At 65.9% G+C, this 23,935-nt stretch carries 22 protein-coding genes; 16 read left to right on the plus strand and 6 right to left on the minus strand.

Annotation, left to right across the window (positions count from 1 at the left end; translation table 11 throughout):
- Positions 1 to 20: 20 nt before the first annotated feature.
- From JL100_RS12020 to JL100_RS12080, 13 genes are all read left to right on the plus strand, one after another.
- Positions 21 to 353 carry a rhodanese-like domain-containing protein gene (locus tag JL100_RS12020; RefSeq protein ID WP_202679632.1) on the plus strand — a complete coding sequence of 111 codons (333 nt, stop codon included), beginning with the start codon at positions 21 to 23 and terminating at the stop codon, positions 351 to 353.
- Positions 353 to 1,735, plus strand: coding sequence for a TolC family outer membrane protein (locus JL100_RS12025; protein ID WP_202679631.1), 1,383 nt, complete (start codon positions 353 to 355; stop codon positions 1,733 to 1,735). The genes JL100_RS12020 and JL100_RS12025 overlap by 1 nt, the downstream gene beginning before the upstream one ends.
- Positions 1,736 to 2,026: 291 nt before the next feature.
- A complete protein-coding gene (locus JL100_RS12030; protein WP_228421218.1) occupies positions 2,027 to 2,488 on the plus strand; it encodes a DUF2497 domain-containing protein in 462 nt (153 codons plus the stop codon).
- Between the two features lie 134 nt (positions 2,489 to 2,622).
- Positions 2,623 to 5,280: a valine--tRNA ligase gene (locus tag JL100_RS12035; protein ID WP_202679877.1), complete on the plus strand. Its 2,658-nt coding sequence runs from the start codon at positions 2,623 to 2,625 to the stop codon at positions 5,278 to 5,280.
- 1,208 nt (positions 5,281 to 6,488) lie between these two features.
- Positions 6,489 to 8,168 (plus strand): dihydroxy-acid dehydratase, encoded by a 1,680-nt coding sequence (gene ilvD / locus JL100_RS12040; RefSeq protein WP_456115313.1) that lies wholly within the window; start codon positions 6,489 to 6,491, stop codon positions 8,166 to 8,168.
- Between the two features lie 34 nt (positions 8,169 to 8,202).
- On the plus strand, positions 8,203 to 8,997 hold the full coding sequence (locus tag JL100_RS12045; RefSeq protein ID WP_202679628.1) for a YdcF family protein: 795 nt from the start codon (positions 8,203 to 8,205) through the stop codon (positions 8,995 to 8,997).
- 80 nt (positions 8,998 to 9,077) lie between these two features.
- Positions 9,078 to 10,049 carry a septal ring lytic transglycosylase RlpA family protein gene (locus tag JL100_RS12050; protein ID WP_202679627.1) on the plus strand — a complete coding sequence of 324 codons (972 nt, stop codon included), beginning with the start codon at positions 9,078 to 9,080 and terminating at the stop codon, positions 10,047 to 10,049.
- Between the two features lie 97 nt (positions 10,050 to 10,146).
- Complete coding sequence (locus JL100_RS12055; protein WP_202679626.1) at positions 10,147 to 11,298, plus strand: D-alanyl-D-alanine carboxypeptidase family protein; 1,152 nt, start codon at positions 10,147 to 10,149, stop codon at positions 11,296 to 11,298.
- Positions 11,299 to 11,301: 3 nt separating this feature from the next.
- Positions 11,302 to 11,931 (plus strand): dTMP kinase, encoded by a 630-nt coding sequence (gene tmk, locus JL100_RS12060; RefSeq protein WP_202679625.1) that lies wholly within the window; start codon positions 11,302 to 11,304, stop codon positions 11,929 to 11,931.
- Complete coding sequence (locus JL100_RS12065) at positions 11,928 to 13,013, plus strand: DNA polymerase III subunit delta' (protein ID WP_202679624.1); 1,086 nt, start codon at positions 11,928 to 11,930, stop codon at positions 13,011 to 13,013. The genes tmk and JL100_RS12065 overlap by 4 nt, the downstream gene beginning before the upstream one ends.
- Before the next feature lie 55 nt (positions 13,014 to 13,068).
- Positions 13,069 to 14,625, plus strand: coding sequence for a methionine--tRNA ligase (gene metG / locus JL100_RS12070; protein WP_202679623.1), 1,557 nt, complete (start codon positions 13,069 to 13,071; stop codon positions 14,623 to 14,625).
- 7 nt (positions 14,626 to 14,632) lie between these two features.
- Positions 14,633 to 15,439: a TatD family hydrolase gene (locus tag JL100_RS12075; protein WP_202679622.1), complete on the plus strand. Its 807-nt coding sequence runs from the start codon at positions 14,633 to 14,635 to the stop codon at positions 15,437 to 15,439.
- Positions 15,436 to 16,209: an MBL fold metallo-hydrolase gene (locus tag JL100_RS12080; protein ID WP_202679621.1), complete on the plus strand. Its 774-nt coding sequence runs from the start codon at positions 15,436 to 15,438 to the stop codon at positions 16,207 to 16,209. Before JL100_RS12075 ends, JL100_RS12080 begins: the two co-directional genes overlap by 4 nt.
- A gap of 17 nt (positions 16,210 to 16,226) precedes the next feature.
- Here the strand turns inward: JL100_RS12080 and JL100_RS12085 are convergent, their stop codons facing one another.
- Genes JL100_RS12085 through JL100_RS12095 form a run of 3 tightly spaced genes read right to left on the minus strand, consistent with a single transcriptional unit; the run spans position 16,227 to position 19,073 of the window.
- Complete coding sequence (locus JL100_RS12085; RefSeq protein WP_202679620.1) at positions 16,227 to 17,555, minus strand: NAD(P)H-dependent oxidoreductase; 1,329 nt, start codon at positions 17,553 to 17,555, stop codon at positions 16,227 to 16,229.
- A gap of 7 nt (positions 17,556 to 17,562) precedes the next feature.
- Complete coding sequence (locus tag JL100_RS12090; protein ID WP_202679619.1) at positions 17,563 to 18,363, minus strand: phytanoyl-CoA dioxygenase family protein; 801 nt, start codon at positions 18,361 to 18,363, stop codon at positions 17,563 to 17,565.
- Positions 18,364 to 18,389: 26 nt separating this feature from the next.
- The gene (locus tag JL100_RS12095) at positions 18,390 to 19,073 is read right to left on the minus strand and encodes a GntR family transcriptional regulator (RefSeq protein ID WP_202679618.1); all 684 of its coding nucleotides are present in this window, start codon (positions 19,071 to 19,073) and stop codon (positions 18,390 to 18,392) included.
- Positions 19,074 to 19,316: 243 nt separating this feature from the next.
- Here JL100_RS12095 and dmeF point away from each other — a divergent pair, with 243 nt between their 5' ends.
- Positions 19,317 to 20,273 (plus strand): CDF family Co(II)/Ni(II) efflux transporter DmeF, encoded by a 957-nt coding sequence (dmeF, locus tag JL100_RS12100; protein ID WP_202679617.1) that lies wholly within the window; start codon positions 19,317 to 19,319, stop codon positions 20,271 to 20,273.
- Here dmeF and JL100_RS12105 read toward each other — a convergent pair.
- Positions 20,268 to 20,573, minus strand: coding sequence for a hypothetical protein (locus JL100_RS12105; RefSeq protein WP_202679616.1), 306 nt, complete (start codon positions 20,571 to 20,573; stop codon positions 20,268 to 20,270). The genes dmeF and JL100_RS12105 overlap by 6 nt on opposite strands.
- Positions 20,574 to 20,623: 50 nt before the next feature.
- Positions 20,624 to 20,866 carry a hypothetical protein gene (locus tag JL100_RS12110; protein WP_202679615.1) on the minus strand — a complete coding sequence of 81 codons (243 nt, stop codon included), beginning with the start codon at positions 20,864 to 20,866 and terminating at the stop codon, positions 20,624 to 20,626.
- Between the two features lie 350 nt (positions 20,867 to 21,216).
- On the opposite strand from JL100_RS12110, the gene mazG reads away from it, so the two are divergent.
- Both mazG and JL100_RS12120 read left to right on the plus strand, forming a co-directional pair.
- Positions 21,217 to 22,053, plus strand: a complete 837-nt coding sequence (mazG, locus tag JL100_RS12115) for a nucleoside triphosphate pyrophosphohydrolase (protein WP_202679614.1) — start codon at positions 21,217 to 21,219, stop codon at positions 22,051 to 22,053.
- Positions 22,054 to 22,057: 4 nt separating this feature from the next.
- Positions 22,058 to 22,837, plus strand: coding sequence for an SDR family oxidoreductase (locus tag JL100_RS12120; protein ID WP_202679613.1), 780 nt, complete (start codon positions 22,058 to 22,060; stop codon positions 22,835 to 22,837).
- Between the two features lie 12 nt (positions 22,838 to 22,849).
- Here JL100_RS12120 and JL100_RS12125 read toward each other — a convergent pair whose 3' ends face one another.
- Positions 22,850 to 23,650, minus strand: coding sequence for an inositol monophosphatase family protein (locus JL100_RS12125; protein WP_202679612.1), 801 nt, complete (start codon positions 23,648 to 23,650; stop codon positions 22,850 to 22,852).
- Positions 23,651 to 23,935 lie beyond the last annotated feature (285 nt).

Here is a 23,935-nt window from a genome sequence, read left to right on the forward strand (position 1 = left end):
CAAGTGACTAGGAGCGAGTGATGACCGACACAGTGCCGCTGCAGATAGATGTCGATGCTCTTCAGGGTCTGCGCCAGTCCGGCGCCGATCTCGCCCTGGTGGACGTGCGGGAACCTTGGGAGTTCGAACTCTGCGCGATCGAGGGGAGCACCAGCGTTCCCCTGGGGGCGCTGGCCCGTCGCGCCGGGGAACTCCCGAAGGATCGGCAGATCGTCGTGGTGTGCCATCATGGTGGGCGGAGCGCCCAGGCGACCGCCTGGCTGCGTCACAACGGGTTCGACAAGGCGACCAACCTGATGGGCGGCGTTGACGCATGGGCTCGCCGAATCGATCCGACGATGAAGGTGTATTGATGAGACGGAACTCACGGCGGACCGGCACCGCCCTCGGTGCTTCACTGGGCGGCGCCCTGCTGGCCCTGGTGGCGAGCCAGCCCGCCTCTGCGCAGAGCCTGGAGGAAGCGCTGGCGAACGCCTATGCGACCAATCCGACGATCGATTCGCAGCGCGCCCAGCTGCGCGCGACCGACGAACTGGTGCCGCAGGCGCTGTCCGGCTACCGTCCGTCGGTGGAAGCCACCGCCGACGCGGGCTACAACCGGCAGCGGACCCGTGCGGCCGGCGTCAACCGCGACAGCAACCTGCAGCAGCGGGGAGTCGATCTCAGCGTCGTGCAGCCGCTCTATACCGGCGGCAGGACGGAGGCGAGCACCAAGCGCGCCGAAGCCCTGGTCCAGGCCCAGCGGGCGGACCTGCTGTCCACCGAGCAGTCGGTCCTGCTCGATGCCGCGACCGCCTACCTGGACGTGGTGCGGGACCAGGCCGTCGTGGACCTGAACGTCAACAACGAGCAGGTGCTGCGGCGGCAGCTCGACGCCTCGCAGGACAGGTTCAATGTCGGCGAGATCACCCGGACCGACGTCAGCCAAGCGGAGTCGCGGCTTGCCCGCGCGGTTTCCGACCGGATTCAGGCCGAGGGCCTGCTGAGCGCCAGCCGCGCGGTCTATGCCCGCCTGATCGGATCGCCTCCCGGCCGGCTGACGGCACCACGCCTGCGCTTCGACCTGCCGGCGACCCGCGAGGAAACGATCTCGCTGGCCGAGAGCAACAATCCCGGCGTGGTGGCGGCGGAGTATTCGGAAACGGCGGCCCGCAACGCGGTCGACCAGGTCCGGGGCGAGATGCTGCCGTCGGCCAACCTGCGCGGCACTGTGTCGCGTGTCTATGAGCCGAGCAGCCAGGCCGACCGGTCCGACGGCGCCTCGGTGGTGGCTTCCGTCACGATCCCGCTCTACCAGGCCGGTTCGACGGCGGCGCGGGTCCGCGAGGCCCGGCAGACCGCCAGCCAGCGGCGCATCCAGATCGAGGAGGCGCGGCGCCAAGTGGTGGAAAACGCCATCCGGGCCTGGGAGGGACTGACCACCGCCCGCGCCACGATTCAATCGCGCCAATCCCAGGTCCGGGCCTCCGAGATCGCGCTGGAAGGCGTGCGCCAGGAAGCCCTGGTCGGATCGCGGACGACCCTGGACACGCTGGACTCGGAGCAGGAGCTGCTGGATGCGCGGGTCGAACTGGTCCGGGCGCAACGCGACGAGACCGTCGCCGCCTTTGCCGTGCTGGAAGCCACCGGTCAGCTCACCGCCCGCCAACTCGGACTCCAGGTCAACTACTACGACCACGAGAAGCACTACAAACAGGTTCGCGACAAGTGGTGGGGCACCGATATCGATGAGTGAAACTTCGGCTCTCGCCAGACCGGTTGAACGACTTGGTAGTAATTTAACCTGTTGTGACATAGGCTCCGGGTTCCGGATCAGGCCCCTGGGGTTGCGCTGATGAGTGATACCAAGTCCCAGCAAGAACCATCGATGGAGGAAATCCTAGCCTCCATCCGGCGAATCATATCCGAAGACACCGAGCCTGCGGAGCCGAGCAAGCCTGAACCGGCCCCGCCGCCTCCCGCTCCCACGCCGGCTCCCGTCTCGGCCTATGTCGCTCCGCCTCCGCCGCCTCCTCCCGAGGAGCCGATGGACGAGGATGTGCTGGAACTCACCCAGATGGTGCAGGACGACGGTTCCGTCATCGACGTGGAGGATCCGCAGGACGATCCATGGGCCCGGGCGATGGATCCGGAGCCCGAACCCGAGGAGCCTGAGCCGCCGCTGTCCCTCGACTCCCTGGACGACCTGTTCGACAAGCCGGCGCCGCGCCGTCAGCCGGTTTCCAGCTATGACGACGACGATCTGGTGTCGGCACCGACGGCGGCCGCGACCAGCGCCGCCTTCGCGCAGCTCGCGAGCAGCATCGGCGGCAACCGCTTCTCCGGCAGTATGCAGGCCTATGGCGGCGGCCCGACGGTCGAGGATATCCTGAAGGACGTCATGCGGCCGCTGCTGCGCGACTGGCTGGACCAGAACCTGCCGCCCATGGTCGAGCGAATGGTCCAGCGCGAGATCGAGAAGATGGTACGCCGCGCCCAGGGCGGCTGACGAGCGATCCAGCCATAAGCCTTGGGCGTCAGAACTGATCGGGGCGGACCGTGCTGAAGGCAGGGTCCGCCAAATCCATTTCCGTGGTCCAGGTCATTCAGATCCAGGGACCCGAAAAGTTGAAAGATTCAGCGATGCTGGACAAGACCTACCGCCCCGCCGACGTCGAAGCGAAGCACTACGACGCGTGGGAGAAGTCGGGCGCCTTCGCCGCCCATGCCGAGTCGAACGCCCGGCCCTATACCATCATGATGCCGCCGCCCAACGTGACGGGCAGCCTGCACATGGGGCACGCGCTGACCTTCACCCTCCAGGACATCCTGATCCGGTACCACCGCATGCGCGGCGACGACGCCCTGTGGCAGCCGGGAACCGACCATGCCGGCATCGCGACCCAGATGGTGGTCGAGCGTAATCTGGCAGCCGAAGGCAAGACGCGCCACGACTTGGGCCGCGCCGCCTTCATCGACAAGGTCTGGCAGTGGAAAGCTGAGTCGGGCGGCACGATCACGCGCCAGCTTCGCCGGCTGGGCGCCTCGCCCGACTGGGAGCGCGAGCGCTTCACCATGGACGAGGGCCTGTCGGAGGCGGTCGCCAAAGTCTTCGTCACGCTGCACAGGCAGAAGCTCATCTACCGCGACAAGCGCCTGGTCAACTGGGACCCGAAGCTGCATACCGCGATCTCCGACCTGGAAGTGGAGTCGCGGGAGGTCAAGGGACACCTCTGGCACTTCAAGTATCCGTTGGAGAACCAGCCAGACCGCTTCATCACCGTCGCGACCACCCGGCCGGAAACCATGCTGGGCGACACCGCCATCGCGGTGCATCCTGAGGACGAGCGCTATCGCGACCTGATCGGAGGCTTCGCGGTGCTGCCGCTGGTCGGGCGGCGCATCAGGATCGTCGGTGACGAGTATGCCGACCCGGAGACCGGCAGCGGCGCGGTCAAGATCACCCCGGCACACGATTTCAACGACTTCGAGGTCGGCCGGCGCCACGGCCTGGAGATGATCAACGTCCTGGACCGGGACGCCCGGATCATCGACGACGCGATCATCCCCGAAGCCTACCGCGGCCTGGACCGGTACGAGGCGCGCAAGCGGATCGTCGCCGACCTGGAAGAGCTGGGCCTCGTCGAGAAGATCGAGCCGCACACGCACATGCTGCCCCACGGCGACCGGTCCGGCATGGTGATCGAGCCGTGGCTGACCGACCAATGGTACTGCGACGCGGTCACCCTGGCCCAGCCCGCGATCAAGGCGGTCGAGGAGGGCAGGACGGTGTTCGTTCCCAAGCAGTGGGAGAACACCTATTTCGAATGGATGCGCAACATCCAGCCCTGGTGCATCAGCCGGCAGATCTGGTGGGGCCATCAGATCCCGGCGTGGTACGGCCCGGACGGGACCGTCTTCGTCGAGGAGACCGAGGAGGCGGCCAAAGCGGCGGCCGCGGCCCATTACGGCTCGGAGACCGAGCTGACCCGCGACCCGGACGTGCTGGACACCTGGTTCTCGTCGGCGCTGTGGCCGTTCTCGACCTTGGGCTGGCCGCAGCAGACCAAGGAGCTGGAACGCTACTACCCGGGCGACGTGCTGGTCACCGGCTTCGACATCATCTTCTTCTGGGTCGCCCGGATGATGATGATGGGGCTTCACTTCATGGGCGACGTGCCGTTCCGCCACGTCTACATCCACGCCCTGGTGCGCGACGAGCGCGGGCAGAAGATGTCGAAGTCCAAGGGCAACGTCATCGACCCACTGAACCTGATCGACGAATATGGCTGCGACGCGCTGCGCTTCACGCTGGCGGCCATGGCGGCGCAGGGGCGCGACATCAAGCTGGCGGTCGGCCGCGTCGAGGGATACCGCAACTTCGCGACCAAGCTGTGGAATGCCGCGCGCTATTGCCAGATGAACGAGTGCCTGCCGCAGGCGGGCTTCGACCCCGGGGCCGTCGGCCAGACGGTCAACCGCTGGATCGTCGGCGAGGTGGCGAAGACGTCTGCCCGCGCGGCCGAGGCGATCGAGGCCTATCGCTTCAACGACGCGGCCAACACGCTGTACCAGTTCACCTGGGGTACCTTCTGCGATTGGTACCTGGAGTTCACCAAGCCGATCCTCAACGGAGACGACGCCGCCGCCAAGGCGGAGACGCGGGCGACGACAGCCTGGGTGCTCGACGAGATCCTCCACCTGCTGCACCCCTTCATGCCCTTCATCACGGAGGAGCTTTGGGAGCAGATCGGTACTGACCGGGCGACCGGCCTGATCCGCGCCGCCTGGCCGGAGTTCGGCCCGGAGATGGAGAACGGTGCCGCCCAGGCCGAGATGGACTGGGTGGTCCGCCTGGTTTCGGCGATCCGTACCGTCAGGAACGAGATGAACGTGCCGGCGGGCGCCCAGATCCCGATGCTTCTCAAGGACGCCTCGGCGGAGACGGTCCAGCGGTTGGATACCCACCGCGACATCATCCTGCGCATGGCCCGCCTGTCCTCCGCCGCGACGACCGGCGATCCGGCGCCCAAGGGAGCCGTCCAGGCGGTGCTGGACGAGGCGACGGTGGTGCTGCCCCTGGCCGGCGTGATCGACATCGACCAGGAGAAGGCCCGCCTGACGAAGGAGATCGACAAGCTTTCCGGTGAGGTCGCGAAGATCGACCAGAAGCTGAACAACGCGAACTTCGTTTCCCGCGCGCCCGAAGAGGTGATCGAGGAGCAGCGGGACCGCCGTGCTGCGGCGGAGTCGGCGAAGCAGAAGCTGGCCGAGGCGCTCGCACGGCTGACTTCGGCGTAAGCCGGCGTCGGACCACCGTTTCCCAGGGGGCTTTACTGACGATGACCTCGACGGGAAATGGTGGTCCGACGCCGATGGCGCGGTCCGGACCATCCGCGTTTCCTATAAAAGAACAAAGAGTGTACAAGAAGAGAGCGCGGTGACATCCCAGCGGGGAACCCGAGGGTTTGCGGTCCTTTGGCAAAGAGAGATGTATACATCATCAGCCAAGCCGAAGCTGTTTCACGGTGTCGCCGACACTTACGATTGCTGCCAGTATATTTTCCTATGAACGGGGCTTTGCCTCGAATCCCTGTCTGAAAATTTCCGATAGCGTGGATTGGATCGGTTCTTGATCAAACAGCGCGGGGTATTTATATTCTTTTGTGTTAACACTATGGCGAAGGAGTGAGATGCCATCGAGACCAGCGGGCGACTTGGGGCGCCGCGGCAAAGCGGCAAGGCGCCCACCGCAAAGTGATTCGCCGCACGTCTCGTCAACCCGCAAGAAGCCGCCGGCTGGTGGGCGCCGAGAGGTCGCTGCAAGCTCTGCAGTGGCTAAACCTTTAGGTGTTGAAGAGCTTCTCGATGAAATAGAGAAGGAAGCCAACCAGAAAGGTTGGATAGATTATGATGAAAGCAATCCATTCAAGTAGAATCGCTCATCGTAGCGCGGCTCCGCGATATCCAAGGCTATGTTGAAAGTAGAATATCCGCCACATTTTCAAAAATCGGCCAGAGATCTCGATCCCGGATACCAAACAATCATCACTTAGATGATTCAGGCAGTGAGATTGGCAACGGATTTAAGAACCAGATTGAGTATTCACTGAATAAATCTTGGCAATCGTTTTGTTTTGATTCATTGTGGGTGGTGCCTAATCTACCGTAGAATCGCGGCCGGCTCCGCGGCGAAGATTGAGTCACTACTTTTCGGCCGCGTTTTCTTCGAGAACGAGAGATTGTGGTTCGACTTCGAGAAGTCGCCGCCCGTTTTCTAGAGAATTGGTGGCGCGAGCCAGCCATGCGCCTTTCGCATCCGAGCATCCCGCCCCGCCATTCACCTTTGCCGTCCAAAGCGCACTAGGCTTCGGAAACCCGCGGCGCTATGTTCCGGCGCAACAAGAGCAGCCCTCCGCGGGCCAAATGGCAACAAGAGGTAATCGGTCATGCCCTACGGCGACAACAAACCCACCACCTGGGACAAATCGAACCTGCCGAGCCGGCATGTGTCCGTTGGGCCCGAGCGGGCGCCGCATCGCTCCTATTACTACGCCATGGGGATGACGGAGGAGGAGATCGCGCAGCCCTTCATCGGCGTCGCGACCTGCTGGAACGAGGCGGCTCCCTGCAACATCTCGCTGAACCGGCAGGCGCAGGCGGTCAAGATCGGCGTCAAGGCGGGGGCGGGCACCCCGCGCGAATTCACCACCATCACCGTCACCGACGGCATCGCGATGGGCCATGCCGGCATGAAGTCGTCGCTGGTCAGCCGCGAGGTCATCGCGGACTCCGTCGAGGTGACCATGCGGGGCCACTGCTACGACGGGCTGGTCGGGCTGGCAGGCTGCGACAAGTCGCTGCCCGGCATGATGATGGCCATGGTGCGGCTGAACGTTCCGAGCGTCTTCATGTATGGCGGCTCGATCCTGCCGGGCAAGTACAAGGGCAAGGACGTCACGGTGCAGGACGTGTTCGAGGCGGTCGGCGCCCACTCGGCCGGCCGGATGAGTGACAGCGACCTGCACGAGCTGGAATGCGTCGCCTGCCCGTCGGCCGGTTCCTGCGGCGGTCAGTTCACCGCCAATACGATGGCCTGCGTGTCCGAGGCGATGGGCATAGCGCTTCCCGGTTCCGCCGGCGCCCCGGCCCCCTACGAGAGCCGCGACGCTTATGCCGAGGCTTCGGGCCGTGCCGTCATGGAACTAGTCAAGCGCAACATTCGGCCGCGGGACATTGTGACCCGCAAGGCGCTGGAGAACGCCTGCGTCGTCGTGGCCGCCTCCGGCGGATCGACCAACGCGGGCCTGCACCTGCCGGCGATCGCGCACGAGTGCGGTATCGAGTTCGACCTCCACGACGTCGCCGAGGTGTTCAAGCGCACCCCTTACATCGCCGACCTGAAGCCGGGCGGGCGTTATGTCGCCAAGGACCTGTTCGAGATCGGCGGCGTGCCGGTCCTGATGAAGGCGCTTCTGGACGGCGGATACCTGCACGGCGACTGCATGACGGTGACCGGCAAGACGATCGCGGAGAACCTCGCCGACGTGGTGTTCCCGACCGACCAGGACGTCATCCGTCCGACCAGCGACCCGATCACCCCGACCGGCGGCGTCGTGGGCTTGCGCGGCAATCTGGCGCCCGGCGGCGCGATCGTGAAGGTCGCCGGCATGAAGAAGCTCCAGTTCAGCGGCCCGGCCCGCGTGTTCGACTGCGAGGAGGAGGCCTTCGCCGCCGTCGAGCGCCGCGACTACAAGGAAGGCGAGGTGATCGTCATCCGCTACGAGGGACCGCGGGGCGGCCCCGGCATGCGCGAGATGCTGTCGACCACCTCGGCCATCTACGGCCAGGGCATGGGCGACAAGGTTGCCCTGATCACCGACGGCCGTTTCTCAGGTGCCACGCGCGGCTTCTGCATCGGCCATGTCGGGCCGGAGGCGGCGGTCGGCGGTCCGATCGGCCTGCTGAACGACGGCGACATCGTCTCGATCGACGCCGAGGCCGGGACCATCACGGTCGAGCTGTCGGACGAGGAATTGGCGGAGCGCCGCAAGGCGTGGACGCCGCGCCGCCACGACTTCCAGTCCGGTACGCTGTGGAAGTACGCGCAGCTCGTCGGCGACGCCGAGAAGGGGGCGGTGACCCACCCCGGCGGAGCGGCCGAAACCCACTGCTACGCCGACATCTGACGGCACGGCACAAGTCCCGGATCGGCTTCGACCCATGTCCTTCGTCCTGTCGAAGCTGGTCTGGGCGCTCGTGAAGCCCGGCAACGTCCTGGCGGCTTTGCTGGTCGTCGGGCAGCTTTTGCAGGTCAGCGGCCGCTCCGGCCTGAGGCGGGCAGGGTGGTGGATGACCACCGCAGGCATCCTGGCGGTGGCCCTCATCACGCTGCTGCCGATCGGGCAGGTGACCCTTCGGCCGCTGGAGGAGCGGTTTCCCCGGCCGGACCTGCCCGAGGTGGTGGACGGGATCATCCTTCTCGGCGGTTCCGTCCATACCGAGATGACCGCCGACCGGGGGCAGCCGGTGCTGAACGGCGCCGCCGAGCGGATCACCGAGTTCGTCAGGCTTGCCCGGCGCTATCCGGATGCCCGGCTGGTCTTCACCGGCGGGTCAGGCTTCGTCTTTTCCGGCGACCTGCGGGAAACCGACGTCATCGCCGAGGTGCTGGACGGGCTGGGCTTCGACATTTCCCGGATCCTGTTCGAGCGCGAGTCGCGCAACACCTACGAAAATGCGCTCTTCACCAAGGATCTGGTCGGCGCGGCTTCCGGCGGAACCTGGCTCATCATCACGTCCGCCGCCCATATGCCGCGGTCGGTCGGCATCTTCCGCAAGGCCGGCTGGCCAGTCGTGGCCTACCCGGTCGACTACCGCAGCGCCGGCGAACTGATGTGGGGACCGGACCTGCTGGCCGGCCTGGATGCGCTGAACGAAAGCATGCGCGAATGGATCGGGCTGGTCGCCTACAGGATCATGGGCCGGACCGACAGCCTGTTTCCCGGACCCGCCTGATTACTCGAATCGGTTAACCATTTTTGTTGGAGCTTTGGCTTAGATGGGTTAGGTTCGCCCCACCTATCGAGGAAGCCAGGATGGCCGGGAAAGCTGTGGCCAGCAATCTGTTGAATGCTCTGCTGGTGGCCGCCGCCATCATCGCCCTGTCGGGATGCTCCACCCAGACCCCATCGTCCAAGGTGGCCGGCCAGGGTGGCGTCCGGTCCGCCATGGGCGGCTACAAGATCGGGGAGCCATACCAGATCAAGGGGGTCTGGTACTATCCCAAGGAGGATTTCGGCTACGACGAGACCGGGATAGCGTCGTGGTACGGACCAGGATTCCACGCCGAAACGACGGCGAACGGCGAACGGTTCGACCAGAACGAACTGACCGGCGCGCACAAGACGCTGCCGATGCCGAGCCTCGTGCGGGTGACGAACCTGGAGAACGGCCGGTCCATCATCGTCCGGATCAACGACCGAGGCCCGTTCGTGCCCGGCCGAATCGTCGACCTGTCCCGCCGCGGCGCCCAACTGCTCGGGTTCGAAGCTCAGGGGAGCGCGAAGGTCCGCGTCACGGTCCTGCCGGACGAAAGCAGGGCGGTCGCCGCCGCCGCGCGGGCAGGGCAGGCCGGAGTCGACGTGGCGCAAGTATCGCCCGACGGAGCCCCGGTACCGGTCGCGGCGCCGCGGGGTGCCGTGCAGGTCGAAGGAGCCCAGGTCCCGATACAGGTCGCGGAACGGCGTGCGTTCGATCCGGCGCAGACCCTTCCGGGTGCCACGGTGGACGGCCGGTTCATGCCGGCTCCGGTCGTCGCCGAGCTTCCGGTGCGCTCTTCCGGCAGGATCTACGTGCAGGCCGGGGCCTTCACGGTGTATGAAAACGCCAACAGGCTGCGGGCGCGGCTGTCGGGCCTGGGGGTTTCCCGGATCGACCCGGCCATGGTCGGCGATACCCAGTATTTCCGGGTCCGTGTCGGTCCTCTTCCGACCATTGAGGCGGCGGACCAGGTCCTGGGCCAAGTGATCGAGGCCGGCAGCAACGGCGCACGGGTCATCGTCGATTGAAGACGATACGGGGGCGTCCGCGAGGATCGAACCCCGGGCAGCGCGCGGCTGGAGTCCATGCCGCGCAGGTACTTGGAAAATGAGGATAACGAAAGAGATGTCCGTCGCCCATCCGCGCAAACCGATCGCCTGGATCGCAGGGATCATCGTCTCCTGCATCGCGAGCGTCTCGTCGGCTGCGTCGATCGACACCATCGCGAAGCAGGCGATCCTGATCGACATGTCGACGGGGACAACCCTGTTCGAGAAGAACGCCCACCAGCGCATGCCGACCTCCTCGATGAGCAAGATCATGACCATGTACATGGTCTTCGATCGTCTCAGGGCGGGCCGCCTGTCGCTGGACGATACGCTTCCGGTCAGCGAGCGTGCCTGGCGCATGCAGGGCTCGAAGATGTTCACCGAGCTGAACGCGCAGATCAGGGTCGAAGACCTCATCAAGGGCGTCATCGTCCAGTCCGGCAACGACGCCTCGGTCGTGCTGGCGGAAGGGCTGTCCGGCTCGGAAGAGCGGTTCGCGGAGGAAATGACGCGGCGCGCGCGGGAGATCGGCCTGAACGAGAGCAACTTCAAGAACTCCACCGGCTGGCCCGACGAGAACCACTATTCGACCGCCTCCGACCTGGCGCTGCTGGCCCAGCACCTGATCAAGGACTACCCGGAATACTATCACTACTACTCCCAGACCGAGTTCACCTATCACGGGATCAAGCAGGGCAACCGCAACCCGCTGCTGTACCGCAACATGGACGTGGACGGGCTGAAGACCGGCCATACCGAGACCGCGGGCTACGGCCTGACGGCGTCAGCGGAGCGCAACGGCCGGCGGCTCGTGCTGGTGGTCAACGGGCTGCCCAGCATGCAGGCCCGCGCCGACGAGTCGGCCCGCCTGCTGGAATGGGGGTTCCGGGAATTCGAGTCCTACGCCCTGTTCAAGAAGGGGGAGCCGGTCGATCAGGCCGCCGTCTGGCTGGGTGATTCCGACACCGTCCCGCTGGTGGTCGAGGAGGACCTGCGGGTCACCATGAACCGGGACGAGCGCCGCAACCTCAAGGTCTCGGTCGTGCTGGAGGAACCTGTGCCGGCACCGGTCGCCCAGGGCACGCCGCTGGGCAAGATCGTCATGGAGGCGCCGGGCTTCAGCAGGAAGGAAGTGCCGCTGGTGGCGGGCCAGAGCGTCGATCGGCTCGGCTTCGTCGGCCGGATCGGCGCCGCGGCGATGCACCTGATTTCGGGCGGAGGCAGCTGACCGGTGACGCGCGGCCGATTCATCACGTTCGAAGGCGGCGAGGGCGCTGGCAAGAGTACCCAGCTCAAGCTGCTGGTGGCGGCGCTGGCGGGGCAGGGCAGGGATGTCCTGGCAACCCGCGAGCCCGGCGGGGCCACGGGGGCGGAAGAGATCCGCAAGCTCCTGGTGTCCGGAGAGCCGGGCCGGTGGGATGGGGTGACCGAAGCCCTTCTCCATTTCGCGGCGCGCCGTGACCACCTGACGCGGACGGTCTGGCCGGCGCTGGACGCCGGCCGCTGGGTCGTTTCCGATCGCTTCGCCGACAGCACCATGGCCTATCAGGGCTATGGCCATGGGTTGGGGCGGGAGCCGATCGAGCGGCTTTATGGCGTGACCGTCGGCGATTTCGCCCCCGACCTGACCCTGATCCTCGACATTCCGCCGGGTACCGGAGTCGCTCGCGCCCACTCCCGGCATGACGGCGAGGACCGCTACGAGCGGATGGATCTGGGCTTCCACGAGCGTCTCCGCGACGGGTTCCTGGACATAGCGTCCCGCGAACCCGGCCGTTGCGTCGTGATCGATGCCGGCGGCACGGTCGAGCAGGTCCATGCCGCCATCCTGGCCGCCGTGACCGGGCGGCTCCGGCCATGAGCACGGAGATTGCCGATCCCCGCCATAATCCGGAGCTTCTGGCCCATGACCAGGCGGAGCGGATCCTGCTCGACGCCTGGAACTCGGGCCGGCTGCCGCATGCTTGGCTGATCGGCGGCGTGCCGGGCATCGGCAAGGCGACCCTGGCGTTCCGGTTCGCCCGGTTCCTGCTGTCCCAGGGCCAGGAGTCGGGCGGACTGTTCGGCGATCCGCCGCCCGCGACCAGCCTGCGGATCGGTCCCGAACATCCCGTGTTCACACGCGTCGCGTCCGGCGGGCATGCCGACCTTCTGACCATCGAAAGGCCCTTCGACGACAAGAAGGGCCGGCTGAAGTCGGACATCCCGGTCGACCAGGTCCGCCGCATAGCGCCGTTCCTGCGCCTTACCGCCGCCGAAGGCGGCTGGCGGGTGGTCGTGCTCGACGGGGCCGAGCGGCTGAACATGAACGGCCAGAACGCGATCCTGAAGATCCTGGAGGAGCCGCCGGCCCGGACCGTGCTGCTGGTCGTCACGGAGAATCCCGGCGGCCTGCTCCCGACCATCCGGTCGCGCTGCCGCAAGCTGCTGCTCAACCCGCTGCCCGAGGAAGTCGTCGCAGACCTGCTGGCCCGGATGCGGCCGGATCTCGCCGACGCCGACCGGGCAGCGCTGGCCCGGCTGGCCGAAGGCAGCATCGGCCGGGCGCTCGATCTGGCCGAGGCGGGAGGGCTGGCGCTGTACCGTGACCTGATGGGCCTGCTCGGCACGCTGCCGCGACTCGACGTCGTTGCCGCGCATGGGCTGGGGGACAAGCTGGCGCGCAAGGGAGCCGACACCGCATACTATGCGGTGACCGATCTGCTGGTCTGGTGGCTCGCCCGCTTCGCCCGTTCGCTCGCCCGTGGAGCGATCCCGCCGGAAGTGGTCCCCGGGGAGGCAGCCCTGATGCAGCGTCTCGCGCGGGATCGCGGCCTTGATCGGTGGGTGGAGGTATGGGAAAAGGTCAATCGCCTTTTCGCACGGGCCGAAAGTGCCAATCTCGATCGCAAACAGGTCGTCCTGAACGCCTTGCTGACGGTGGAGGCCGCCGCTTCGGCCTGACGATCGAGGGCGGCACCGGAATTCAAGAAGTCACGCCGCGCAGGAGAGCCAAGAAATGGCCGGGCCACAGCCCTTCTACATCACGACGCCGATCTATTACGTCAACGACGTGCCCCATATCGGCCACGCCTATACTACGCTGGCGTGCGATGTCCTGGCCCGGTTCATGCGGCTGGACGGCCGCGACGTGAAGTTCCTGACCGGCACCGACGAGCATGGCCAGAAAGTCGAGAAGTCGGCCCAGGTGGCCGGCGTCGATCCCCAGGCCTTCACCGACCGGGTGTCGCAGAATTTCCGCGACCTCGTCGGTGCCATGAACTATTCCAACGACGACTTCATCCGCACGACCGAGCCGCGCCATATCGAAGCCTGCCAAGCCCTGTGGCGGACGCTTGCCGACAAGGGCGAGATCTATCTTGGGTCCTACGCCGGCTGGTATGCCGTCCGGGACGAGGCGTTCTACGGCGAGGATGAACTGACCACCACGCCGACCGGCAGGAAGCTGGCGCCCAGCGGGGCGGAGTGCGAGTGGGTCGAGGAGCCGAGCTACTTCTTCCGCCTGTCGGCCTGGCAGGACCGGCTGCTGAGGTTCTACGACGAGCACCCCGACTTCATCCTGCCGCCGGGCAAGCGCAACGAGGTGATGGCCTTCGTCAAGTCGGGGCTGCGCGACCTGTCGGTCAGCCGGACCACCTTCAACTGGGGCGTCCCGGTGCCGGGCGACGAGCAGCACATCATGTATGTCTGGCTCGACGCGCTGACCAACTATATCACGGCGCTGGGCTATCCCGACACCGCGCCGGGCACGCCGTATGCCAAGTACTGGCCGGCCGACCTGCACATGGTCGGCAAGGACATCCTGCGGTTCCACGCGGTCTATTGGCCGGCTTTCCTGATGGCGGCCGGCCTGGAGCCGCCCAAGCGGGTGTTCGCCCATGGTTGGTGGACCATCGAAGGCCAGAAGATGTCCAAGTCCCTGGGCAACGTGATCGCGCCCGAGACGCTGGTCTCGACCTACGGGCTGGACCCGACGCGCTATTTCCTGCTGCGCGAAGTTCCGTTCGGCAATGACGGGGACTTCTCGCACCGGGCGATGGTCAATCGCTTGAACGGCGACCTGGCGAACGACTATGGCAATCTGGTGCAGCGCGTGCTGTCCATGATCCAGAAGAACTGCGGCGCCACGGTACCGGACGCCGGCGCCTTCGGCGAAGCCGACGACAAGCTCCTGGGTTCGGCCGGGGCCTTGCTCGATACCGTCCGGCGGGAACTGTCGGTGCAGGCCTTCCACAAGGCGATCGAGGCGATCTGGGCCGTCATCGGCGACGCCAACCGCTATGTTGACGAGCAGGCGCCCTGGGCATTGCGCAAGACCGATCCGGCGCGTATGGGAACGGTTCTGTATGTGTTGGCCGAGACGATCCGCCGGCTGGCGATCCTGACCCAGCCGCTGATGCCCGACGCGTCGGCGAAGATCCTGGACCAGCTCGCCGTTCCGGCCGGAGAGCGCGGGTTCGACAGGCTCGCCGAAGGGCAGGCGCTGGCGTCGGGAACCCCGCTGCCCCGTCCCGAGGGCGTGTTCCCGCGGTTCGTCGAGGAAGCTGGAAACTGAGAGCACGATGCTGATCGACAGCCATTGCCATCTGGATTTCCCCGACTTCGCGGAGGAGCGGGACGAGGTGATCGCGCGGGCGAAGCGGGCAGGGGTGGCCCGCATGGTCACGATCTCGACCCGGATCAGCCGGTTCGACCAGATCCGGGAGATCGCGGAAGCCTATGACGAGGTCTATTGCACCGTCGGCGTTCACCCGCATCAGGCGGCCGAGGAACAGGCCGTGACCTCGGTCGAGAGGCTGGTCGAACTGTCGCGGCATCCCAAGGTGGTCGGGATCGGCGAAAGCGGCCTGGACTATTTCTACGACAACAGCCCGCGCGATATCCAGCAGGCGGGTTTCCGCATGCACGCCCAGGCCTGCCGCGAGACCGATCTTCCCATCGTGGTCCATACCCGCGACGCCGACGAGGATACCGCCCGCATCCTCAAGGAGGAGGGAGCGGGGCAGGGGCTTCGGGGCGTCCTGCACTGCTTCAGCTCCGGCCGAGCGCTGGCCGAGCAGGCCCTGGAGTTCGGGTTCTATATCTCTCTGTCGGGCATCGTGACCTTCAAGCGGTCCGAGGAGCTGCGCGACATCGTCCGGTCGGTGCCGCTCGACCGTATCCTGGTGGAGACCGACGCGCCGTTCCTCGCGCCGATCCCGAAGCGCGGCAAGCGCAACGAGCCCTCCTTCGTGGCCCATACGGCGGCCGCCGTCGCCCAGGTCAAGGGCATAAGCCCGGAAGAACTCGCGGCGCGGACGACCGAAAATGTCCTGAAGCTGTTCAACCGAATGCCGGCACCCGCCGCCGGGACGATTCCCGCATCATGAGGATCACCATTCTCGGTTCGGGCGGGTCGGGAGGCGTTCCGCTGATCGGAGGCGATTGGGGGGCCTGCGACCCGGCCAACCCGAAGAACCGGCGGAGCCGGCCTTCGATTCTGGTCGAGGACCGGGGATCCCGCGTGCTGGTGGACACAAGCCCGGACCTGCGGGAACAGCTGATCGCCACCCGGACGACTTGGTTGAGCGGCGTGGTCTTCACCCACGGCCATGCCGACCACACCCATGGGCTCGACGACCTTCGCGGCATCAACCATGCGATGGACGCGCCGATCGACGTTCATGCGGACCGGAGCACGCTGGACGACCTGATGCACCGGTTCGGCTATTGCTTCACGCCGATCAAGCCGGGCTCGATCTATTACAAGCCGGCGCTGGTTCCGCACGTGATCACCGGCCCGTTCAGCGTCGGCGGGATCGAGATCCTGCCGTTCGAGCAGGATCATGGCTGGATGAAGACGCTGGGCTTCCGGTTCGGACGGTTCGGCTATTCCACCGATGTGGTCAGGATGGAGGATGCCGCCTTCGAAGCGCTGGAGGGCATCGACACCTGGGTGGTCGATTGCGTCCGCGTGGCTCCTGCCCATCCCGTCCATGCCCATCTCGAGCTGACGCTGGAGTGGATCGAACGGGTTCGCCCGCGTCGGGCCTATCTGACCCACATGAACCAGAGCATGGACTACGAAAAGGTGATGGCGATGCTCCCTCCGGGAGTCGAGCCGGCCTATGACGGCTTGGTGATCGACATCCCGGATTGAGCGGCTTTCGATCTCCGTCACTCGGCGGCGGCGCTGGCCTCCTTTAGCGCGAACCGCCGCTCCATGTCGCGGCGCACCCGCACGGCCTCGGTGTCGGGAATGCTGATGTCCGCCCAGGTGACGATCCGGCCGGCCGGAACGTCCTTCAGCAGCTTGACCTTGTGAGCGAGGCCGATCGGCAGCGCCCCTTCGGCAAGGCTCCGCTCGGCCGGAACCAGCTTGCCCCAGACGGTGTAGCCGCCCTCGCCGTCGAGCATTTCCCCGGCCTTGAGCGGCCGCTTTGCGACGGCGGCCACGTCGCCGCGGAAACCGCGGGTCTGGCCGGTCGGCTCGCCGCGGAGCGCCGCCGACAGCACCGAGATGCCCAGCTCCAGCCCGATCAGGTGGTACGGCTTGTACATGGCGGCGTAGTTGCCGGTGTCGTCCGTCTTCAGGCCGTACTGCTTGAAGCAGGCCCGGGCATAGTCGTTCGGCGCCTTCAGGACGACGTAGACGCCCCAGCGCAGGTCCCGGAAGACCGGCCTGCCGTCCCGTTCCAGGGAGGAGACGGTCTCCACCATGCCCTCGCGCTCCAGCACGCCACCGGCGGAAGCGGGCCGCAGGACGTGGGGCAGGTCGTCCACGCCGCAGGGCGGGAAGAGCAGGCCGTCGGACGGCACGGCGAGTTCGCAGGCGTTCGCGATCGCCGCCATTTCGAGCGCCGACTTGGTCCCGTCCAGGAAGGAATTGAACATCTGGGCGTTCATGCCGGCGGTGCGGGCCTCCTCGGGCGTCAGGCCGTAGTGGGACCAGACATCGTCCGGGGTCACCGTGTGGAACAGCGGCAGGTACTTGGTCCCCTTGCCGGCCGCGACCACCTGGAACCCGCAGGAGCGGCCCCAGTCCACCATCTCGGCGGTGAGCGCGGGCTGATCGCCGTAGGCCATGGAATAGACTACGCCCTTGGCCCGGGCCTCCTCCGCCAGCAGGGCGCCGGCCAGGACGTCCGCCTCGACGTTCACCATGACGATGTGCTTGCCGGCCGCGATGGCGGCGCGGGCGTGGGCGATGCCGGCGGCCGGGGCGCCGGTCGCCTCGACGACGACTTCCACGCGATCGTCTCCGCACGCCTCGGCGCCGGAGGTGACGAACTCCGTGCGCGCGATCCGGGCTTCGTCCCAGCCGACCTGCCGGCACGCCGACTTGGCCCGTTCGGGGTCGAGGTCGGCGATCACGGCGACCTCCAGGCCCGGCGTCGTCGGGACCTGGGACAGGAACATGGAGCCGAACTTGCCGGCGCCGATCAGGCCGACCCGGACCGGCCTGCCTGCGGCGACCCGGGCCTGGAGCAGATGATGGAGATTCATCAGGCCCTTACTCCGCAGCCAGCCGGCCGGACCGGGCATAGGCGGTCAGGGCGTCGTCGGCGACCGTCTCGATCGGCGTGAAATCCCGATGGGCGATCCATTCCGGCCGGGTCGGCTTGCGGATGTGGTTGGAGACCGCGCACAGGGTCAGATAGACGATCTTGCGAGGGTAGGGGGTGATGTTGCCCGCCGAGCCATGGACAAGGTTGCCGTGGAACATCAGGACGGAGCCGGGCTTGCCGGTCGGTGCCACGATGCCGCCTTCGTCCACCAGCTTGGCTACGGCGTCATGATCCAGCGTCCAGAGCGGGTAGGAAGTGGTCTGCTTGTCGTGGCCGGCCGGGAGCGTGCCGTGGGTGTGGCTGCGCGGGATCAGCATCAGGGGGCCGTTGATCGGCATGACCTCGTCGATGAAGACCGAGATGTTCATGGCGCGGGGTTCCGGCATGCCGTCGTCGCGCGCCCAGGTTCCATAATCCTGGTGCCACTGCCAGACCTCGCCGTCAAAGGCGGCCTTCGCGTTGATCTTGTACTGGTGCATGTAGAGCTTTTCGCCGAAGAACTGCTCAACGGGCTCGATCAGGCGGGGATGGGCGCCGAGGATGCGGAAAGCCTCGTTGTAGGTGTGCGCGGCGAAGGCGGTGCGCGGCGCGCCGCTCTTCTCGCGCCAGACTTCCGGTCGGTCGGAGCGGTAGATCTGCTCGGCCTCGCGGCGCAGGACCTCCACTTCCTCGGGCGTGAAGGCTTCCGGCAGGAAGATGTAGCCCTGTTCCTCGAAGGTGGCGAGCTGTTCCGGGGTGAGTTTCATGGTCGTTTCCTCCGTTGCTGTTGTGATCAGGCGGCCTGGTTGATCGCCGCCAGTCTTTGGGATGTCTCGGTGCCGGCGCGGCTGGCGTGCTTGAGTGCTGCGGCTTCGGCGTTGGTGGCGTCACCGGCCAGGATGAAGCCCGCGATGACGGCATGTTCGTTCCAGACCTTGGGCCGGTGCCCCGGCTCGTTCAGGACGACCCCCATGGACCGCTTGAGATGCGGCCATTGCGGCGCCACGGTTTCCTCGATCGCCGAGTTTCCGGACAGGCGGTAGATCGCCGTATGGAAGTCGGCGTCGGCCTGGATGAAGACGGCCGCTGGTCTGTCGGGATCCAGCGACGCGCCACGCTGAAGCGCGTCTTCAAGCTCCCGGCGTGCCGAGGGTCCGGCGGTGCCGGCCGCGATCCGCAGCGCTGCCAGCCGGGCGGCGAGGGCGTCGAGCGACGTCCTGACCTGGTAGAGGTCGAGGATGCGGGCCGCATCCAGCGGCGCCACGGTCAGGCCGCGCTTGCCGCTTTCCACGAGCAGGCCTTGGCGCTTGAGGAGCTGGAGAGCGTGGCTGACCGGCTGACGGGATACCCCGAGCCTTTCGGCAAGTTCCTCCTGGCGGATGCGGCTGCCGGCCGGCAAACTGCCGTCGGCGATCGCCTTTACGAGAGATTCGTAGACTTGGTCGATCAGAACCGGCTGGGAGGATATCGGCTTCATGGGTCCGTCGCTCGGGTAAGGAGTTTCGGAATTCAGAATTCCGTATGCGGTGAAGCTAGGCTAATCAGTCCCGATGGTCAACCCACATACCGTTGTATCCAGAAAATTATTTCCATAATATAAATTATCACATCCAGGTTGGGGTGCGGAAAGGGCGGTATCCGTGTTCCCGGTTTGCCTGGATTGTCGTGGTGCGATGCCGACGACCCTGCCCGCCTGTTAATGGTTCCAGGAGGATTTCAAATGCATAGCGACTCCCTGCATCGTTGGCAGCATGACCATAGTTTCGGCCAGGATCGCGCGGCGGTCGGCGAGCGGCGCACGATGCTGGTGGTCGCTTTGACCGCCATCACCATGGTGATCGAGATCGGTGCCGGCGTTTGGACCGGATCGATGGCGCTGCTGGCGGACGGCGTCCACATGGCATCCCATGTGCTGGCGCTCGGCATTTCGGCCTTCGCCTATGTCTATGCGCGCCGGCATGCCCACGATGCCCGCTTCAGCTTCGGGACCGGCAAGGTCAATGCCCTGGCCGGCTTCACCGGTGCACTGCTGCTGGCCGTCGTGGCGCTGGGAATGGCCTGGGAAAGCGCCGGCCGCCTGCTCGCCCCTGGGGAAATCGCGTTCGACGAGGCGATCGTGGTCGCTGTCCTGGGGCTTGTGGTCAATGCGGCGAGCGTCGTGATCCTCGGCGGTCACCGGCACGATCATGAGCATGCCCATGACCATCATCACGGAGATGAGCATCATCATCACCATGGGCACCATGGCGAGGACCATAACCTGAGATCGGCTTACCTGCATGTCCTGACCGATGCGCTGACCTCGGTTCTGGCGATCCTGGCGCTTCTCGGGGCCAAGTATCTCGGAGCCGGTTGGCTGGACCCGGTAATGGGCATAGTCGGCGCTGTTCTGGTCGCCAACTGGTCACGCGGCCTGCTGCGCAGCACGACCGGTGTCCTGCTGGACCACCAAGCTCCCGAACCTGTGCGGGAGCGGCTGCGGAACATCTTCGAAATCGGGAGCGGCGATCGGATCGCCGACCTGCATGTCTGGTCGATCGGCCCCGGAATCCATGCCGCCATCGTCAGCATCGTGACGCATGAACCAAAGACGCCGGAATTCTACCGGAGCTTGGTTCCTGACGATCTAGGCATCAGGCATTTGAGCGTGGAGGTCAATTCTACCGAACAACTATGAATCTTCAGAGGATTCAAAGTCAAAAACAAATCCCTTGTCATTCACAGTTACGAATCCGCACTGGTACATGTCTATCCTGCTTTCAGTGATCTGATACAGGACATACAGTCTCTTGGATTTGAATTTCTGCTCGACCAGCGCATGCATTGTGCCGATTTCGTCATCGTGGAACCGGTAATCCGTCTTCTCGGGCGGAGTGGTGCCGGCCGAAACAACCAATTCTATCACAATGCTTCGATGTTTTGGCTGCAGTTCACTAAGCCGCCTGTTGAATTCAGGTGTAAGTTCGACGTTCGGCATTTTCTCGGTCTTGCTTGTCGATGGTACGGCTCAGCTTACCGGACATGAAATCAGGACGATGACGCCTCAGGGTCAAACTTGGTCCACCCGATCTCGTCAGCCTCCTTCTTGATGCGCTTGACCATCTTGGCCGCTTTCGCGGATTGCTCCGGCGTGGCGATGATCGGGCCTGCCTTGGTTGTCGGGCGCGACCGCGGTGGCATTTCCTGTTTGGTTTGGACCTCCGCCAGCGCGGCCTTCGCGCTCTTGTGCGGAGAGTTTCCGACATAGTCAGGCTTCTCGCTGCGATCCATGGCTCTAAGCCTTCCAAGGGTAAGTTTTCCTCCGAAAGACTTACCCTGTCAGGAGTGCGAATCAAGCGGTATCGTTGCTTGCGAAGCTTGCAAGTCCCGATAGCACCACGATGTGCTCCATCGGCAACGGCACTTCTTCCTATGCTATGGAAGGTGCGTGCAGCCAAAGATTGCCGGCTCGCCCTGCCCGCTTTCCGGCACCGAACGGACCGCAGAGTTCTTCGTTTCCAGATGGAAATGGACGGCCGGACGAGGCATCCGCTTGCTGTGCACCGGACATACGGGTTTGCACCTCCCGCGCCCTCGGCTAAGGTCGGGCTATCTTCCTCTCCGCGACGGATACAATCCGCATGTCCCGAAACATCGACCGCCTGCTCGACATCATGGCCCGGCTGCGTGACCGCGACGGCGGCTGCCCGTGGGACCTGGAGCAGACTTTCCGAACCATCGCGCCCCACACGATCGAGGAAGCCTACGAGGTCGCCGACGCGATCGAGCAGGACGACATGCCCGCGCTCAAGGACGAACTGGGCGACCTGCTGTTCCAGGTGGTCTTCTATGCCCAGATGGCCCGGGAGGCCGGCGCATTCGACTTCGAGGCGATCGCGGGCGCTATCTCGGACAAGATGATCCGGCGGCACCCGCATGTCTTCGGCGACGTGACGGTGGAGAGCGCCGATGCGATGGTCGTCCGCTGGGAGGACCAGAAGGCGGCCGAGCGGGAGGCCAAGGCCGCCGCAGAAGGCAGGGTTCCCAGCGTGCTGGACGGCGTTATCGGCGGCCTGCCGGCGCTGACCCGGTCGATCAAGCTCCAGAAGCGGGCGGCGCGCGTCGGTTTCGACTGGGCCGAGACCGCCGACATCCTGGACAAGATCGAGGAGGAGATCGGCGAACTGCGGGCGGAACTGCAAGCCGCCGACCCTGCCCGGCTGCGCGACGAGCTGGGCGACCTGCTGTTTGCCGTCACAAACCTCGCGCGGCGGTTGGATATCGACCCGGAGACGGCGCTGCGCGGCACCAACGCCAAGTTCGAGCGCCGATTCCGCCGGATCGAGGCATGGCTGGCCGAGGCCGGGCGGGATCCCGCCCGGTCGGACTTGGCCGAGATGGAAACCCTGTGGCAACGGGCCAAGCGCGAGGAGACGGCGCTGGGATCGGGCGGCAGGAACAACAAGAACGAGGAGTGAGACGATGACCTATGCCAACAACGCCCCGCACAAGCCCGGGATGGTGCTGATCACCGGCGCCACCGGGGGATTCGGCAGCGCCTTCGCGCGCCGTTTCGCCGCGATCGGGTCGAAGCTGGTGCTGGCCGGACGCCGGGCGGACCGGCTCAAGGCGCTGCGCGACGAGCTGAAGACGGATGTCCACACCGTCGAGGTGGATGTCCGCGACCGCAGGGCCATCGAGCAGGCCTTCGGTTCCCTGCCCGCCGGTTTCAATGAGGTCGAGACGCTGATCAACAATGCCGGCCTGGCGCTGGGCGCCGATCCCGCCCAGAAGTCCGATCCGGACGACTGGGAGACCATGATCGACACCAACGACAAGGGGCTGGTGTTCTGCACCCGCGCGCTGCTGCCGGGCATGATCGAGCGCGGACGCGGCCATGTGGTGAACATCGGGTCGACCGCGGGCAACTACCCCTATCCCGGCGGCCACGTCTATTGCGCCTCGAAGGCTTTCGTGAAGCAGTTCTCGCTGGCGCTGCGGGCGGATCTCCAGGGCACCGGCGTGCGGGTCACCAACGTGGAGCCGGGCATGGTCGAGACCGACTTCTCGCTGGTGCGCTTCAAGGGCGATGCCGAGAAGGCGGGCAAGGTCTATGCGGACACGACGCCGCTGACCGCCGACGACGTGGCGGAGGCGGTGTTCTGGGCGGCGACGTTGCCGCCCCATTTCAACGTCAACCGCCTGGAGATCATGCCGACCACCCAGGCGTTCGGGCCGCTGTCGATCCACCGGTCGACGTGACCGTTCCGGCGGTCAGTCCTGGAACAGGAGATCGCGCAGTTCCGTCCAGCTCGGGCGGTCGGGGGCCAGCAGGAGGCCTCCGGCCTGCTCGGTCGGGGCATAGGGGCTGCCGTCGAGCCTGGCATGGTAGCCGCCCGCCTCGGCGTGCATGAGGGTCCCGGCGGCATGGTCCCACGGCATGATCCGGCGGTAGAGCGAGAAATGGACCTCGCCGCTGGTCAGGCTCAGATACTCGTGGGCGGCGCAGCGGAGCGAGAAGGTATGGGCGAACCGGTGCCGGCGCTCCTCCAGCCGCTCCCGGATAGAAGGGTCGAAGTAGCGCGACGACAGGACGCCGGTCATGTCGGCCGGCGAGGCCGGGTCGGCGGTGCGGAGCCGGGTGGAGTCCAGCCAAGCCCCCTCGCCTTTCACGGCGACGGCCAATCGGCGGCCCAGCGGGTCGTGGATCCAGCCGGCCAGCGTCTCGCCTCCGCCGGCCAAGGCGACGATCACGCCGAACTGGGTCTTGCCGGAAGCGAAGTTGGACGTGCCGTCCACCGGATCGATGATCCAGACCGGCTCTTCGTTGAAGATCCGCTTCAGCACCGCCGGGTCGGCGGCCGTGGCTTCCTCGCCGATCACCACCGAGCCGGGAAGCAAGTCGCGCAGGCGGCGGGACAACTCCCGTTCGCTGGATTCGTCGGCGACGGTGACGAGGTCGCCGGGACCTTTCTCACGGATATCGGAGGTCGCCAGCCGGCGGAAACGGGGCAGGATCTCCGCTTCGGCCACCTCACGGATGATGGTCGAAACGCGGTCGGTATCTGGCAGCATACAGGGGAAATCCAGGTCAGCTCTGAGGAGTGCTTCTATCGGATATATTGGAAGCCGACGCGATATTGCAAAACCTGATTGCCGGTCCGGGAACTCCCCTGCCCCGCCGCTGGGTGACGCCCGCCCTCAGCTTCTTTCGGGCAGCAGTTCGAGCACCGCGTTCACGACCAGGAACATCACGATCAGGGAAAGGGCCGTACGCATCAACATGTCGTTCCTCCGGTTCGGTCTTTGTCGGCAGACCCGTCGCACGGGCTTCTAGGCGCCGTTGCACAGGCCCATTGA

This window comes from Skermanella mucosa (assembly GCF_016765655.2).
GTDB lineage: Bacteria > Pseudomonadota > Alphaproteobacteria > Azospirillales > Azospirillaceae > Skermanella > Skermanella mucosa.

Coding starts and splice junctions, on each gene's coding strand:
- JL100_RS12105 (WP_202679616.1), bottom strand. CDS start 20,573: ATGCCGAACGTCGAACTTACACCTGAATTCAACAGGCGGCTTAGTGAA.
- JL100_RS12120 (WP_202679613.1), top strand. CDS start 22,058: ATGACCTATGCCAACAACGCCCCGCACAAGCCCGGGATGGTGCTGATC.
- dmeF (WP_202679617.1), top strand. CDS start 19,317: ATGCATAGCGACTCCCTGCATCGTTGGCAGCATGACCATAGTTTCGGC.
- JL100_RS12020 (WP_202679632.1), top strand. CDS start 21: ATGACCGACACAGTGCCGCTGCAGATAGATGTCGATGCTCTTCAGGGT.
- JL100_RS12125 (WP_202679612.1), bottom strand. CDS start 23,650: ATGCTGCCAGATACCGACCGCGTTTCGACCATCATCCGTGAGGTGGCC.
- JL100_RS12075 (WP_202679622.1), top strand. CDS start 14,633: ATGCTGATCGACAGCCATTGCCATCTGGATTTCCCCGACTTCGCGGAG.
- JL100_RS12095 (WP_202679618.1), bottom strand. CDS start 19,073: ATGAAGCCGATATCCTCCCAGCCGGTTCTGATCGACCAAGTCTACGAA.
- JL100_RS12025 (WP_202679631.1), top strand. CDS start 353: ATGAGACGGAACTCACGGCGGACCGGCACCGCCCTCGGTGCTTCACTG.
- metG (WP_202679623.1), top strand. CDS start 13,069: ATGGCCGGGCCACAGCCCTTCTACATCACGACGCCGATCTATTACGTC.
- JL100_RS12050 (WP_202679627.1), top strand. CDS start 9,078: ATGGCCGGGAAAGCTGTGGCCAGCAATCTGTTGAATGCTCTGCTGGTG.
- JL100_RS12110 (WP_202679615.1), bottom strand. CDS start 20,866: ATGGATCGCAGCGAGAAGCCTGACTATGTCGGAAACTCTCCGCACAAG.
- JL100_RS12035 (WP_202679877.1), top strand. CDS start 2,623: ATGCTGGACAAGACCTACCGCCCCGCCGACGTCGAAGCGAAGCACTAC.
- JL100_RS12080 (WP_202679621.1), top strand. CDS start 15,436: ATGAGGATCACCATTCTCGGTTCGGGCGGGTCGGGAGGCGTTCCGCTG.
- JL100_RS12090 (WP_202679619.1), bottom strand. CDS start 18,363: ATGAAACTCACCCCGGAACAGCTCGCCACCTTCGAGGAACAGGGCTAC.
- JL100_RS12045 (WP_202679628.1), top strand. CDS start 8,203: ATGTCCTTCGTCCTGTCGAAGCTGGTCTGGGCGCTCGTGAAGCCCGGC.
- mazG (WP_202679614.1), top strand. CDS start 21,217: ATGTCCCGAAACATCGACCGCCTGCTCGACATCATGGCCCGGCTGCGT.
- JL100_RS12030 (WP_228421218.1), top strand. CDS start 2,027: ATGGACGAGGATGTGCTGGAACTCACCCAGATGGTGCAGGACGACGGT.
- JL100_RS12085 (WP_202679620.1), bottom strand. CDS start 17,555: ATGAATCTCCATCATCTGCTCCAGGCCCGGGTCGCCGCAGGCAGGCCG.
- JL100_RS12065 (WP_202679624.1), top strand. CDS start 11,928: ATGAGCACGGAGATTGCCGATCCCCGCCATAATCCGGAGCTTCTGGCC.
- JL100_RS12055 (WP_202679626.1), top strand. CDS start 10,147: ATGTCCGTCGCCCATCCGCGCAAACCGATCGCCTGGATCGCAGGGATC.